Genomic DNA, 12,657 nt, shown 5'->3' on the forward strand with positions numbered 1-12,657 from the left:
TTCACCCTCCGATCGCGCTCATGGGCCGGTCGGGCTGGCTGAACCCGGCCGAGTCGATGCCGTGCCCGGCGGCCTTGACCCACGCGTTGCCGCGCCACACGCCGGCGATGTCCTCGTCCGACGCGCCACCGCGCAGCAACGCCCGCAGGTCCGTCTCCGACCGGCTGAACAGGCAGTTCCGCACCTGGCCGTCCGCGGTGAGCCTGGTCCGGTCGCACGCCGAGCAGAACGGCCGCGTCACCGACGCGATCACGCCCACCACGGCCGGGCCGCCGTCCACCAGCCACCGCTCGGCGGGCGCGCCGCCCCGGTCACCCGGCTCGGGCGTCAGGGTGAACTCGGTGCGCAGTGACGCCAGGATCTCCTCGGCGGTCACCATCTCCTCGCGGTCCCAGCCGTGCTGCGGGTCCAGCGGCATCTGCTCGATGAACCGCAGCTGGTAGCCGTGCGCCAGGCAGTGGCGCAGCAGCGGCACGGCCTCGTCCTCGTTCACGCCGCGCATCAGCACCGTGTTCACCTTGACCGGCGCCAACCCGGCCTCGCGCGCGGCGGCCAGGCCCGCGAACACGTCCGCCAGCCGGTTGCGCCGGGTGAGGCGGAGGAAGCGCTCCGGGTCGAGGGTGTCGAGCGAGACGTTCACCCGGTCGAGTCCCGCGGCCACCAGACCCTCGGCGCGCTTGGCCAAGGTCAACCCGTTCGTGGTCATCGAGATCTTCGGGCGGGGGTCCAGGGCCGCGGTCGCCGCGATCACCTCGTCCAGCTTGGGCCGCAGCAGCGGCTCGCCGCCGGTGAACCTGACCTCGGTCACGCCGAGCATGGTCACCGCGATGCCGATCAGCCGGACCAGCTCGTCGTCGGAGAGCAGTTCGGGCTTCGGCAGCCAGTCCAGGCCCTCGGCGGGCATGCAGTAGGTGCAGCGGAGGTTGCAGCGGTCGGTCAACGACACGCGCAGGTCGGTGGCGACCCGGCCGAACCGGTCCACCAGCAGCGGTGAGACCGGCCGTTCGGAGGTGTCCGGGTTGCCGCGCACAACGGGTAGCCCCAACTCGACAGCTGTCACCCCTGCCAGGGTAATCGGCTCACACTCTCGGGTGCTGCGGGAAATGGGGGACGGCGGCGCGTGGCGCGGTGGACGAGGATGCCTGACCCGTGCGCCGGAACGCTAAATTGCCGTCATGACCAGTGAGCACGAGGTGCCCGCGGACGTGCTGGAGCGGTTCAGCGTCTACGCGCGGGAGTCGAGCGCGCTCACCGTCATGTTCCACACGCGCGTGGCGGAGCGGATGGGCCTGTCGCCCACCGACGAGAAGTGCCTCGACCTGGCCCTGCGCGCGGACGGCCCGATCACGGCCGGCCGGATCGCCGAGCTGTCGGGGCTGTCCACCGGCGCGGTGACCGGCGTGATCGACCGGCTGGAACGTGCCGGGTACGTGCGGCGGGTGCGCGACCCGCACGACCGGCGGAAGGTGCTGGTCGAGGTGACGATGGGCGACGAGGGCAGGTTCAGCGACCTGTTCGCGGGCGCGCAGGAGACGTTGCGCGAGGTGCTGTCGCGGTTCACCCCGGAGGAGCGTGACGTGCTGGAACGCTACAACCAGGTGCTCATCGAAACGTTCCGGCGGCGCGTGATCGAGGCCTGAGCCGGCAGCATGTCCGCCATGGCCGCTCAGTGGAACTACCTGATGGACATGGACGGCGTGCTCGTGCACGAGGAGCACCCGATCCCCGGGTCGAGCGAGTTCGTCGCCGAGCTGACCGCGAACGACATCCCGTTCATGGTGCTCACGAACAATTCCATCTACACCCAGCGCGACCTGCGGGCCAGGCTGTCCCGCACGGGCCTGGAGGTGCCGGAGGCCGCGATCTGGACCTCGGCCCTGGCCACCGCGAAGTTCCTCGACTCGCAGCGGCCGGGCGGGTCGGCGTTCGTGATCGGCGAGGCGGGCCTGACCACGGCGTTGCACGAGATCGGGTACGTGCTGACCGACCGCGACCCGGACTACGTGGTGCTCGGCGAGACCCGCACCTACAGCTTCACCGCGATCACCAAGGCGATCCGGCTGGTGGAGGAGGGCGCGCGGTTCATCGCGACCAACCCGGACGCCACCGGCCCGTCCCGCGAGGGGTCGTTGCCCGCCACCGGCTCGATCGCCGCGCTGATCGAACGCGCCACCGGCCGCGCGCCCTATTACGTGGGCAAGCCGAACCCGTTGATGATGCGGTCGGCGCTGCGCGCGATCGGCGCGCACTCCGAGAACACGCTGATGATCGGCGACCGGATGGACACCGACGTGCGGTCCGGCCTGGAGGCGGGGCTGCGCACGATCCTGGTGCTCACCGGCATCTCGGCGGAGTCGACGGCCGAGCTGTACCCGTACCGGCCGACGCGAGTGGTGAAGTCGATCGCGGACCTGGTCGGCAGCTCGGCGAACCCGTTCCCGGACGAGCTGCCGGAGCAGGGCTGACCTGCGACGACACCGGAATTGTCGGTGGTCGGCGCTAACGTGCCGGCCATGGGCATCAACCACCTGGCGGTCGTCGAGCAGTTCAGCGGGTCCTTCACCGAGGCGGTGGCGGGCCACCTCGGCGCGCCGGTGCCCACCTGTCCGGGGTGGACGGTGGACGACCTGGTGGCGCACCTGGCGGAGGTGCAGGCGTGGTGGACCGCGGTCGTGCTGGCGAAGGGCGCGTACCCGGACGAGGAGGCGGCGCGGCGGGCCGCCGACACCGGGCCGGACCGGGTCGAGGGCTGGCGGGAGATCAGCGCCCGGTACGTCGCCGTGCACGAGGAGTACCAGCGCGGCGCGGGGCCGGACGCCCCGGTGTGGGTGTGGTGGAACGACGAGCAGCGCGACACGGCGGCGGCGCTGGCGTCACGGCAGGCGCACGAGGCGGTCGTGCACTGCTGGGACGCGTGGCGGGCCGTGGGCGCGGTCGGGTCGATCCCGGCCGAGCTGGCGGTGGACGGGGTCGAGGAGTTCCTCGGGCGCTTCCTCTACGGCAAGCCGTGGGAGGGCGGGCCCGCGGTGCTGGAGTTGGCGGCGACCGACACCGGCACCACGTGGTTCGTGGGCACGGATGGGGCGGCGGAGCCGGCGCGGCTCGCCGGGGGTGCGGCGGACGCCAGGGGCACCGGCACGGCCGAGGAGCTGTACCTGCTGCTCTGGCGGCGGGTGGGGTTGGAGGAGGTGACGGTGAGCGGCGACCGCGCGAAGGCGGAGGCACTGATCGCGTGGCCCAGCCTGAAGTGAGGGCGGCGCCGATGGCCCCGGAGTAGCGGTGGCGCCGGTGGCCCCGGAGTAGCGGTGGCGCCGGTGGTCACGGACTGGGGGTGGCGCCGGTGGTCGGTGGTGGCGTGCCGGTCGTCAGTGATGGCGTGGGGTGGGGCGTGGCGCCGGCACGTCGCGGTCCAGCAGGAACGACGGGAAGCCGCCGCCCGCGTGCGGCATGTCGTTGATCCGGTCGGCCATGCGCTCGGCCCGGTCGCGCAGCAGTTCGGCGCGGCAGGAGCCGGGGCCGCCGAACGCCGCGCCCAGGCGGTCCAGCAGGTCCGCCTGCAGGCGCAGCCACTCGATGTGCTGCCACGGGTGCCACGCCGTGCCCGCCTGCGCGGCCACCGCGACCATCGCCTCGTCCAGTTCACCCGCGACTCGTTCCACTTGTTCACGCATGGCGGTGAGAGGGCCGCGGGCGGCTTTCGTCACGGCGAACGGGCTGGATCTCACCCCGGCGGGGAAGGTGTGGCCGTGGCCGGCGGGGCGTGCGCTGATCGACTTTTGCGCACCACACCCCCGAGTCGCTTATCGTCGCAGATGTGGAACGACCGCTCTTCGTGGTTGGCGACGTGCACGGGCACCTCGCCGAACTGACCCGAGCCCTGCACGCCGCGGGCCTGGTCGACGCCGACGGTGACTGGTGCGGCGGTGACGCGGAGCTGTGGTTCCTCGGCGACTTCGTGGACCGCGGCCCCGACGGCATCGGGGTGATCGAGTTCGTGATGCGGCTGGCCGAGCAGAGCGGCGGCCAGGTCGACGCGCTCATCGGCAACCACGAGGTGCTGCTCCTGGGCATGCACCGGTTCGGCGACCGCAACGTGCCCGGCGCCCCGACACCGCGCAGCTTCGCCCGCAGCTGGCTGCTCAACGGCGGCCTGCGCAGCGACCAGGACCGGCTCACCGACGCCCACATCGAGTGGCTGACCACCCGTCGCGTGCTCACCGAGGTGGACGGCCACCTGCTGATGCACTCCGACACGCTCGCCTACCTGGAGTGGGGCGCCACGATCGACGAGGTCAACCAGGCCGTGTGGGACGTGCTGAAGAGCGACGACCTGGACCACTGGTGGGAGTGCTGGCGCAAGATGACCACCCGCTACGCGTTCCGCGGCCCGGACGGCCCGGAGGTGGCGGCCGAACTGCTCGACGTGCTCGGCGGCCACGAGGTCGTGCACGGCCACAGCGTCATCGCCGACCAACTGGGCGTCCCCCCGGAGGAAATCGACGGCCCGCTCAGGTACGCCGACGACAAGGTGCTCGCCGTGGACGCAGGTCTGTACAGCGGCGGTCCCTGCCTGGTCGTCCAACTGACCGACCGGCCATGACCCCTGACCAACCGGCCGACCGCGCCCACACCTGAACCACCGCCCCGCCTCAAGGCGAAGGCACGATCTCCTTGCCCAAGGGCATCAACGACACGGGCACCAGCTTGAAGTTCGCCACCCCCAGCGGAATGCCGATGATCGTCACGCACAGCAGCACGCCGGTGACGACGTGGCCGATGGCCAGCCAGATCCCGGCGACGACGATCCACACGATGTTGCCGAGCAGGGACGGCGCACCCGCGCCCGGCCGGTCCACGACCGTGCGCCCGAACGGCCACAGCGCGTAGTTCGCGATGCGGAACGACGCCAGCCCCCACGGGATGGTGATGATCAGCACGCAGCACACCACGCCGGCGACCACGTACCCGACGGCTAGCCAGAAGCCGCTCAGGACCAGCCAGATCAGGTTCAGGATGAGCCTCACGAAACCATCTTGCCCGATCAAGCTGCCGTTAAGCTCCGTCCGTGTCGAACAAACTCCGCTGGGGTGTCGTGGCGACCGGCGGCATCGCCGACGTCGTCACCGGTGACCTGCTCCTGCTGCCCGACGTCGAGGTGCTCGCGGTGTCGTCGCGCGCGCTGCCCAAGGCCGAGGCCTTCGCGGCCAAGCACGGGATCCCGCGCGCGTACGGCGACTACGCCGACCTGCTGGCCGACCCGGACGTGGACGTCGTCTACGTGGCGACGCCGCACGTCCAGCACCACGCGGTGACCCGCGCGGCGTTGGAGGCGGGCAAGCACGTGCTGTGCGAGAAACCGGCGACGTTGACGTTGGCCGAGCTGCAGGACGTGGTGCACCTGGCGCGCGAGCGCGGCCTGTTCTTCATGGAGGCCATCTGGACCCGGTTCAACCCGCTGGTCGTGCGGATGGCCGAGCTGATCGCCGAGGGTGCGATCGGCGAGGTCCGGTCGGTGCGGGCGGACTTCGGGTTCACCCTGGAGCACGACCCGCAACACCGGCTGTGGAACAAGGCGCTGGGCGGCGGGTCGCTGTTCGACCTGGGCATCTACCCGGTGTCGTTCGCGCACCTGGTGCTGGGCGAGCCGGAGACGGTGCAGGCGCACGGGCGGCTGGTCGGCGGTGTGGACGCCGAGATCGGGATGCTGCTCGGTTATCCGGACGGCGTGCACGCGCTGCTGGGGTCTTCGCTGGTCAGCCCGCTGAAGTCCGGTGCGGTCGTGTACGGGACGCGGGGGTTGGTGGACGTGCCGGAGGCGCTCTACAACCCGAGCCGGATCGTGGTGAACGGTGTGGAACACCGGCACGAGCAGGAAGGCGCCGGGTACGTTCCTCAGTTGCGCGAGGTCGTGAAGCGGGTGCGGGCGGGTGAGACGGAGAGCCCGTCGATGCGGCCCGCCGAGTCGCTGGCGATCCTGCGCACGCTCACCAGGGCCGCCGAGCGCGTCGGCCTGACCTACGACGATGGGACGGTGGGGTAGGGCATGGGCAAGGTGTGGAAGTTCGGGCTGGTCGGGTTGGCGGGGCTGGCTGTGGTGGTCGCGCGGCGGGTCGTCGGCGGTCGTGCGGCGGGTGGTCGCAGAGCCGGGCGTGGGGCCGGTCGTGCGGTGGCCGGTCGCAGAGCCGGGCGTGGGGCGGGTCGTGCGGTGGCCGGTCGTAGGTCGGCGGGTGCGGCGAAGGTGGTGACCGGGCGGCGGGTGGGTGCTCGGCGGGTTCACCGGACGGCGCCGGTCGTGCGGCGGGTTCGGGCGGGGGCGGCGCGCCGGTAGTGGCACGGCGGGTTCGGGCGGGAGTGGTGCGGGGGTAGGGGCGCTCAGGCGTCGCGGAGCAGGGCTTCGGTCACCAGCACGACCGACTCCCAGCGTCGGCTGCTCGGGGTGAGCAGGTGGCTCAACCCCACCCGCACGATCGTGTCCGCGATCACGTGCACGCGGACGTCGGGGAGCGCGGGCCAGTGCTCGCGGATGTGCCGGGCGAACACCGAGGTCGCCAGGGTCAGCACCGGCCGGCCCTTGGTCGTCAGCAGCGGCAGCATGTCCTCGGCGTTCGCGCCGTTCAGCACGGACTTGGCCAAGGGGTCCTCGGCGGCCAGGTCGAACGCGAACTCGATGCCCCGCCGCAGCCCTTCCAACGGGTCGTCGGTGCTGACCAGCCGTTCGCGCACGCCGTCGAGGAACTCGGCCGTCTTGTGCAGCGCCACGGCCTGGACGAGCCGTTCCTTGTTGCCGAACTCGTTGTAGACGGTCTGCCTGCTCACGCCCGCCTTGACGGCGACCTCCGCCATGCGCAGGCCTCGTGAGCCGTGTGCCGCGATCAACTCCGTCGCCGCGACGAGCAGTGCCCGGGTGAGTTCCGTCACGGCGCAAAGCTTGGCACAGCGCATAGGGTGCGAACCGTGCCGTTGACCGTGGGCTTCGACCTGGACATGACGTTGATCGACCCCAGGCCGGGAATGGCGGCGGTGATGGACGCGGTCGCGGCGGAGAGCGGCTACCCGCTGGACGGCGCGCACTTCGCGGCCAACCTCGGCCCGCCGCTGGACATGATCTACCGCGACTTCGGGGTGCCGGAGGAGGACGTCCCGGCGCTGATCGCCCGGTTCCGCGAGCTGTACCCGGAGGTCGTCATCCCGGCAACGGTCGCCCTGCCGGGCGCGGCGCAAGCGCTTGCCGCGGTGCGTGAGCTGGGCGGGACCACGATCGTGGTCACCGGCAAGTACCGGGCCAACGCGGCGCTGCACCTGGCCGCGTTCGACTGGGAGGTCGACCACCTCTTCGGAGAGCTGTGGTCGACCGGGAAGGCCGAGGCGTTGAAGGCGCACGGCGCGGCGGTGTACGTGGGCGACCACGTGGGTGACGTGCGCGGCGCGAAGGCGGCCGGCGCGGTGTCGGTGGGTGTGGTGAGCGGGCCGTGCGACGCCGAGGAGTTGACGGCGGAGGGCGCGGACGTGGTGCTGCGGGACCTGACGGAGTTCCCGGCGTGGCTGCGGGCGAACGCGGACCGGCTCAGCGCCGGGGTCGGGCGCTGCGCACCGCGCTGAACACGCCCAGCGCGAGACCCGCGGGCGCGAGCAGCCAGCCCGCGGCGAACACCCAGGCGGGCAGGCCGGGTTCGCCGGCGATGAACATCGCGACGATGGCCGCCACGCCGAGCGCGAACAGCGCCACTGCCGGCGGCATCAGCTTCGGGGTCGACATGGGTGAAGCGTAGACGCGGCGTGGTCGGTGGTCGGTGGTCGGTGGTTGGTGGTTGGTGGTTGGTGGTTGGTGGTTGGTGGGGGCGGTCGGGGCGGTCAGCGGTGGAGTCGCGCGATCGGAGGTGCCCCGGCGGTGGTGTTCTGGATAGTCTGGTGGGACGCGCCTTGGGCACGCCCCGGGGCGCGTTCGTCGTGTGATCGCAAAAGGATTGGTGAGAACGGTGCCGACCGGCAAGGTCAAGTGGTACGACTCGGAGAAGGGCTTCGGCTTCGTCACACAGGACGGTGGCGAAGACGTCTACGTGCGGAAATCCGCGCTGCCTCCGGGTGTCGAGGGCTTGAAGGCCGGTCAGCGGATCGAGTTCGGCATGGCCGAGGGGCGGCGCGGGCCGCAGGCGCTGTCGGTCCGGCTGATCGACCCGGCGCCGTCGGTGGCGGAGGCGCGTCGTCGGCCGGCGGAGGAGCTGCACGGCCTGATCGAGGACATGATCAAGCTGCTGGAGATCAAGGTGCAGCCCGAGTTGCGGCGGGGGCGGTACCCGGATCGGAAGAACACCAAGCTGATCGCCGAGGTGGTTCGCGCGGTGGCGCGGGAGCTGGACCCGTAAGCCGGACAATCCGCGCGTGTCCTACGTCCAGAACGCGCGTGTCCTACGTCCAGAACGCGCGTGTCCTACGTCCAGAACGCGCGTGTCGAACGCTCAGGACCCGTGAGTCGAACACTCAGGACCCGCGAGTCGAACGCTCAGGGCGCGTGAGTCCAACGCTCGGGCGGCGATAGTTCAACGTTCGGAGCGTGTGAGTTCAACGTTCAGGCGGCTCGGTGGTTGGGTCCGGCTCGATTTGACATGGGGCCCTTACGGGCACTCCAGGCAGGCCAAAGCCGGCAGGCCCGGCGGGGAAAAGCGTCCCGCCAGGCCTGCCGGCTTCGACCAGCCTAAAGCACCCGAACCCATGTCAAATCGAGCCTTGCGGTGGCGCTGCGGGTCCGTTGTGGGTGCGGGGGTTCGTGGGCCTCGGTGGGCTGGTGGCGGGGCCGTTGTGGGTGCGTCGGATTGTGGGCCGGTGGCCTCGGTGGGCTGGCGGCGGGGTCGTTGTGGGTGCGGCCGGTGGGCTTGTGGTGGGTTAGTGGGAGCGGTCGTCGATGGAGAGGACCCAGGTGGCTCGGGCGACGAAGTCGAACGCGCCCGCGGTGCCGGCCTCGATGCGGGCGCCGTATTGCTGGACCTCGATGCTTTCGAGTTGGTCGTCGGGATTCGGCAGGACGAGGGTGTAGGCGTATTTCGGGGCGCGTTCGGTGAAGAGTTTGCTGCGCAGTGGTTCTTGCTGCTCGCCCTGGGCGTTTCGGTAGGTGAACTTGACCGACCAGGCGGATTCGGCCAGGTCGCCCGGGACGGAGATCTGGACCGGTTTGCCCGGGCGGACGCGGAGGACGCCGACCGCGTCCGCGTTCACGTCGCAGTTCTCCGACTGCAGGTCGCAGTACTGGGACGGCTTGACGTTGATCGTCTTGCCGTCGGCGTAGAACGTCACCTCGGGGGCGGTGGGTGCTGCCGCGCAGCCGGCGAGGACCAGCAGCGACGCGGGGATCAGGACTCGGCGCACGGCGGTCGAGCCTACGTGCCCGCCCTGGGCACGACGGGCGCGGGCCGCAGTGGGCGGTCGCCGCCCAGGCCCGGGATCAGGGTCGCGCCGCGCTTGGTCTGGACGGTCTGGGCCAGGCCGACGGCCAGCAGGACGGCCAGGACGGTGAAGCCGATCCAGTACTCGGTGGGCAGCAGCACGCCGAGCGCGCCGCCGAAGACCCAGCCGAGCTGCAGGATGGTTTCCGACCGGCCGAACGCCGACGCGCGGGACTCGTCGGGGACGTCGTCCTGGATGACCGCGTCGAGCGACACCTTGGCCAGCGAGCTGGCGGTGGCGCCGATCAGGCCGACGGCCGCGGCGGTGACGAGGCCGGGGAGGACGGCGGCGATGATCACGGTGGCGAGGGCGGCGGTGAGGCAGCCGATGACCACTTGGTCGGGTGAGCCGAAGTGCAGGCGGGCGCCCACGGCGTTGCCGAGGAAGCTACCGATGCCCGCCGCGGCGGCGATGACGCCCAGCAGGAGCACCTGCATCAGCGCGTCGCCCTCGGTCTGGGCGCGGACGACGAAGGCGGCGAACAGCATGAGGAAGCCGGTCAGCATGCGGATCGAGCCGTTGCCCCACAGGGCGACGACGACCGTGCGGCCCAGTGGCTGCCGCTTCGGCTTCTGCGGCTTGGCCCGCAGTGACGCGGGGACCTCGCCCTCGGTGACCTCGACCCACGACGGGATGCGCAGGCAGTAGTAGGCGTTGGCCAGGCAGAGGGCGGCGGTGAACCAGAGCGCGCCCGGTGAGCCGAACAGGTTCGCGAAACCGGCCGCGACCGCCCCGAACACACCACCCGCGGCGAGGCCGAAGACCGTCATGCGGGCGTTGGTCTTGGACAGCGTGATCTCACGCGGCAGCACGCGGGGTGTGATGGCGGCCTTGAGGACGGTGAACGACTTGGACAGCACCATGCTGCCCAGCGCGGCCGGGTACAGGCCCCAGTTGTCGAAGTTCAGCGCCATCGTGATGGACAGGAAGACCCGCAGCACGCACGACGCGGCCAGCGCCACCCGCCTGCCGTGCTGGATGCGGTCCAGCGCGGGACCGATGACCGGCGCCACCAGCGCGAACGGCGCGACGGTGATCAGCAGGTAGAGCGCCACCTTGCCGCGGCTCTCGCCGGCGGCGGCGGAGAAGAACAGGGTGTTGGCCAGCGCGACGGCCATGGCGGCGTCGGCGGCGTAGTTCAGCATCACCGCGTAGGTGAGCGACGACAGGCCGGACTGCTTGGCGCCGTCGGCGTGCGCGGCCTTGCGGAACGCGGCCAGGGCCTGGCCGCTGAGCTGCCTGGTGCGGAACCACGCCACGCGGGTGACGGTGAGCTTCTTCGGCAGCGTCGGCGCGGTCGGCTTGTCGTCCGGGGGCGGGCTGAAGCGGGCCGACTCGCGGTGCGGTGTCGGTCGGCCCTGCGGCGGAGGGTCCGGTTGCGGTGGTGAGCCGGGCGTCGGGTACGGCCGGGTGCGCGGCTTGTACTCGTCGTCCTCCCACGGGTACCGCCGCGACTGGTCTTCCGGCCGAGGGGGTGTCACGCCTTCAATCCTGCCTCACCGAGTGCGGGCTGTCTCACACATTGCCCCCGGTGAGCACGGTGGCGATCGTCTCGCCCGGGATGTCGGCCACGGCGATCGCGGCCAGGCCGATCGCGCCCGCCGGTTCCAGCACGAGGCCGAGCGTGGTCCGGGCCAGCGCCATCGCCTCCCGGATGGCGTCGTCGGGCACCAGGAGCATGTCGTCCACGAGCGCCCTCAGCCTGGGGACGGCCGCGGGGACGGGCACGCGGACGGCGATACCGTCGGCGATGGTGTCGGTGGGCGTGTCGGCCACCGGGCGGCCCGCCCAGGCGCGGGCGACGGCCGGGGCGCCCTCCGCGCACACGCCGATGACGCGGGTGTGCGGCGAGTGCTCCTTGAGCCAGCGGGCCATGCCGGTGATCAGGGCACCGTCGCCGACGGGGACCACGGCCGCGTCGAACGTGCCCGCGCGGAGCAGTTCGACGGCGATGCTGCCCGCGCCCTCGGTGACGGCCACGTCACGGCCGTCCTCCACGAAGATCGCGCCCTGGCGCTGGGCGTGCTCGCGGGCCGCGTCCTTGGCGGCGGTGAAGTCACCCGGCACCTCGGTCACGGCCGCGCCGAGCGCCCGCATCCGGCGGATCTTGTCGGGGACGGCCGACCGCGCGACGAACACCTGGACGGGGAACCCGCGGTGACGGCCGACGTAGGCCACGGCCTGGCCGAAGTTGCCCGCCGACGCGCACACGACGGGGCGGCCGGGCGGCAGCGTCAGGCCCATGAAGTCGGCGCCGCGGCCCTTGAAGCTGCGCAGCGGGTTCACCGTCTCGACCTTCACCGTCACCCGGCGGCCCAGCGCCGCGCACAGCTGCTCGTCGACGTACTGCGGTGTGCCGCGGAAGACGGGGTCGACGATCTCGGCGGCGCGGGCGATGTTGTCGAGGTCGATGTCCACGGGCGAGACGGTAGGTCACCCGTCGGTGAACCGGACCCGGAAGATCGTCGGCCAGTTCTTGCCGGTGACCAGGAACTCGTCGGTGCCCGGCACGGCCGCGATGCCGTTGAGCACGGCGCTGTCGGGCACGTCGGCGGGACGCAGGCCGCTGAGGTCGACGGTGGCCGTGACCTGGCCGTTCGCCGGGTCGATGCGCACCACCTCGTCGCTCTGCCACACGTTCGCCCACACCTGGCCGTTCACGCATTCGAGTTCGTTCAGACGGGTGACGGGCTGCCCGTCGCGGCGGACCGTGACGGTGCCGTGCTCGGCGAACGAGGTCGGGTCGCGGAACGTCAGCTCGGCGCTGCCGTCGCTCATGACCAGCCGGCCGCCGTCGCGGCACAGCCCCCAGCCCTCGCCCTCGTACGTGACGCGTCTCACTTCTTCGAGCGTGTCCCGGTCCCGCTCGATGGCCACGCCGTTCTGCCAGGTGAGCTGCCAGATCCGGTCGCCGACCACGGTGATGCCCTCGCCGAACAGGGGTTCGGGCAGGTCGACGCGGTGCTCGACCTCGCCGGTCTCCGGGTCGAGGCGGCGCAGGGACGACCGGCCCTCCAGACCAGTGCCCTCGTAGAGGACACCGTCGGACAGCTCCAGACCCTGGGTGAACGCGTCGGTGTCGTGGGGCAGCGTGCCCAGCACCTCGACCCGGATCGGCCCACCCGTTGGACCGCTCGGAGGGGTGGTGCACGCCGCCGACAAGACGAAGACCGTCGCCATCAGGAGCCACCGCACGTCCGAAAGGGTGGCACGTGTGCA

At 71.7% G+C, this 12,657-nt stretch carries 16 protein-coding genes; 7 read left to right on the forward strand and 9 right to left on the reverse strand.

The genetic code is table 11. From position 1 onward, the window contains the following. Position 1: 1 nt before the first annotated feature. Entirely contained in the window at positions 2–1,060 is a 1,059-nt protein-coding gene (gene moaA, locus A6A25_RS09765) for a GTP 3',8-cyclase MoaA (protein WP_073887855.1), read from the reverse strand. Between the two features lie 115 nt (positions 1,061–1,175). Here moaA and A6A25_RS09770 point away from each other — a divergent pair, with 115 nt between their 5' ends. The 3 genes from A6A25_RS09770 to A6A25_RS09780 are packed head-to-tail and all read left to right on the forward strand — an operon-like array spanning position 1,176 to position 3,251. Further along, on the forward strand, positions 1,176–1,640 hold the full coding sequence (locus A6A25_RS09770; protein WP_073887857.1) for a MarR family winged helix-turn-helix transcriptional regulator: 465 nt from the start codon (positions 1,176–1,178) through the stop codon (positions 1,638–1,640). Between the two features lie 18 nt (positions 1,641–1,658). Next, positions 1,659–2,465: an HAD-IIA family hydrolase gene (locus A6A25_RS09775; protein WP_073887859.1), complete on the forward strand. Its 807-nt coding sequence runs from the start codon at positions 1,659–1,661 to the stop codon at positions 2,463–2,465. Positions 2,466–2,513: 48 nt separating this feature from the next. Then, positions 2,514–3,251, forward strand: coding sequence for a maleylpyruvate isomerase family mycothiol-dependent enzyme (locus A6A25_RS09780; protein WP_073887861.1), 738 nt, complete (start codon positions 2,514–2,516; stop codon positions 3,249–3,251). Between the two features lie 114 nt (positions 3,252–3,365). On the opposite strand, the gene A6A25_RS09785 is transcribed toward A6A25_RS09780, so the two are convergent. Next, positions 3,366–3,671 (reverse strand): hypothetical protein, encoded by a 306-nt coding sequence (locus A6A25_RS09785; RefSeq protein WP_073887863.1) that lies wholly within the window; start codon positions 3,669–3,671, stop codon positions 3,366–3,368. Between the two features lie 143 nt (positions 3,672–3,814). On the opposite strand from A6A25_RS09785, the gene A6A25_RS09790 reads away from it, so the two are divergent. After that, the gene (locus tag A6A25_RS09790; protein ID WP_073887865.1) at positions 3,815–4,600 is read left to right on the forward strand and encodes a metallophosphoesterase; all 786 of its coding nucleotides are present in this window, start codon (positions 3,815–3,817) and stop codon (positions 4,598–4,600) included. Positions 4,601–4,649: 49 nt separating this feature from the next. Here A6A25_RS09790 and A6A25_RS09795 read toward each other — a convergent pair whose 3' ends face one another. Beyond that, positions 4,650–5,024, reverse strand: coding sequence for a YccF domain-containing protein (locus A6A25_RS09795; RefSeq protein ID WP_073887868.1), 375 nt, complete (start codon positions 5,022–5,024; stop codon positions 4,650–4,652). A gap of 41 nt (positions 5,025–5,065) precedes the next feature. On the opposite strand from A6A25_RS09795, the gene A6A25_RS09800 reads away from it, so the two are divergent. Then, the gene (locus A6A25_RS09800; protein WP_073887870.1) at positions 5,066–6,040 is read left to right on the forward strand and encodes a Gfo/Idh/MocA family protein; all 975 of its coding nucleotides are present in this window, start codon (positions 5,066–5,068) and stop codon (positions 6,038–6,040) included. Between the two features lie 332 nt (positions 6,041–6,372). On the opposite strand, the gene A6A25_RS09805 is transcribed toward A6A25_RS09800, so the two are convergent. Beyond that, positions 6,373–6,918 (reverse strand): TetR family transcriptional regulator, encoded by a 546-nt coding sequence (locus A6A25_RS09805; RefSeq protein ID WP_158073707.1) that lies wholly within the window; start codon positions 6,916–6,918, stop codon positions 6,373–6,375. A 36-nt stretch (positions 6,919–6,954) separates the two neighbouring features. Here A6A25_RS09805 and A6A25_RS09810 point away from each other — a divergent pair, with 36 nt between their 5' ends. Continuing rightward, a complete protein-coding gene (locus A6A25_RS09810; protein WP_073887874.1) occupies positions 6,955–7,599 on the forward strand; it encodes an HAD family hydrolase in 645 nt (214 codons plus the stop codon). Here the strand turns inward: A6A25_RS09810 and A6A25_RS09815 are convergent. After that, a complete protein-coding gene (locus A6A25_RS09815) occupies positions 7,565–7,756 on the reverse strand; it encodes a hypothetical protein (protein ID WP_073887876.1) in 192 nt (63 codons plus the stop codon). The genes A6A25_RS09810 and A6A25_RS09815 overlap by 35 nt on opposite strands. Positions 7,757–7,976: 220 nt before the next feature. Between A6A25_RS09815 and A6A25_RS09820 the strand changes: the two genes are divergently transcribed. Then, positions 7,977–8,363 (forward strand): cold-shock protein, encoded by a 387-nt coding sequence (locus tag A6A25_RS09820; protein ID WP_073887878.1) that lies wholly within the window; start codon positions 7,977–7,979, stop codon positions 8,361–8,363. 517 nt (positions 8,364–8,880) lie between these two features. On the opposite strand, the gene A6A25_RS09825 is transcribed toward A6A25_RS09820, so the two are convergent. From A6A25_RS09825 to A6A25_RS09840, 4 genes are read right to left on the reverse strand one after another with little or no spacing between them, the layout of a single operon-like run. Then, positions 8,881–9,360 carry a DUF2771 family protein gene (locus tag A6A25_RS09825; protein ID WP_073887880.1) on the reverse strand — a complete coding sequence of 160 codons (480 nt, stop codon included), beginning with the start codon at positions 9,358–9,360 and terminating at the stop codon, positions 8,881–8,883. An 11-nt stretch (positions 9,361–9,371) separates the two neighbouring features. Continuing rightward, a complete protein-coding gene (locus A6A25_RS09830; protein WP_073887882.1) occupies positions 9,372–10,919 on the reverse strand; it encodes an MFS transporter in 1,548 nt (515 codons plus the stop codon). Positions 10,920–10,953: 34 nt separating this feature from the next. Then, on the reverse strand, positions 10,954–11,856 hold the full coding sequence (locus A6A25_RS09835; protein WP_073887884.1) for a threonine ammonia-lyase: 903 nt from the start codon (positions 11,854–11,856) through the stop codon (positions 10,954–10,956). 15 nt (positions 11,857–11,871) lie between these two features. Next, positions 11,872–12,618 carry a glutaminyl-peptide cyclotransferase gene (locus tag A6A25_RS09840; RefSeq protein WP_073888024.1) on the reverse strand — a complete coding sequence of 249 codons (747 nt, stop codon included), beginning with the start codon at positions 12,616–12,618 and terminating at the stop codon, positions 11,872–11,874. Positions 12,619–12,657 lie beyond the last annotated feature (39 nt).

The organism is Saccharothrix sp. CB00851, assembly GCF_001905065.1.
GTDB lineage: Bacteria > Actinomycetota > Actinomycetes > Mycobacteriales > Pseudonocardiaceae > Actinosynnema.

Bases quoted from the DNA above. Each gene is read 5' to 3' on its own strand.
- A6A25_RS09770 (WP_073887857.1), top strand. From the start codon at position 1,176: ATGACCAGTGAGCACGAGGTGCCCGCGGACGTGCTGGAGCGGTTCAGC.
- A6A25_RS09775 (WP_073887859.1), top strand. From the start codon at position 1,659: ATGGCCGCTCAGTGGAACTACCTGATGGACATGGACGGCGTGCTCGTG.
- A6A25_RS09780 (WP_073887861.1), top strand. From the start codon at position 2,514: ATGGGCATCAACCACCTGGCGGTCGTCGAGCAGTTCAGCGGGTCCTTC.
- A6A25_RS09785 (WP_073887863.1), bottom strand. From the start codon at position 3,671: ATGCGTGAACAAGTGGAACGAGTCGCGGGTGAACTGGACGAGGCGATG.
- A6A25_RS09815 (WP_073887876.1), bottom strand. From the start codon at position 7,756: ATGTCGACCCCGAAGCTGATGCCGCCGGCAGTGGCGCTGTTCGCGCTC.
- A6A25_RS09840 (WP_073888024.1), bottom strand. From the start codon at position 12,618: ATGGCGACGGTCTTCGTCTTGTCGGCGGCGTGCACCACCCCTCCGAGC.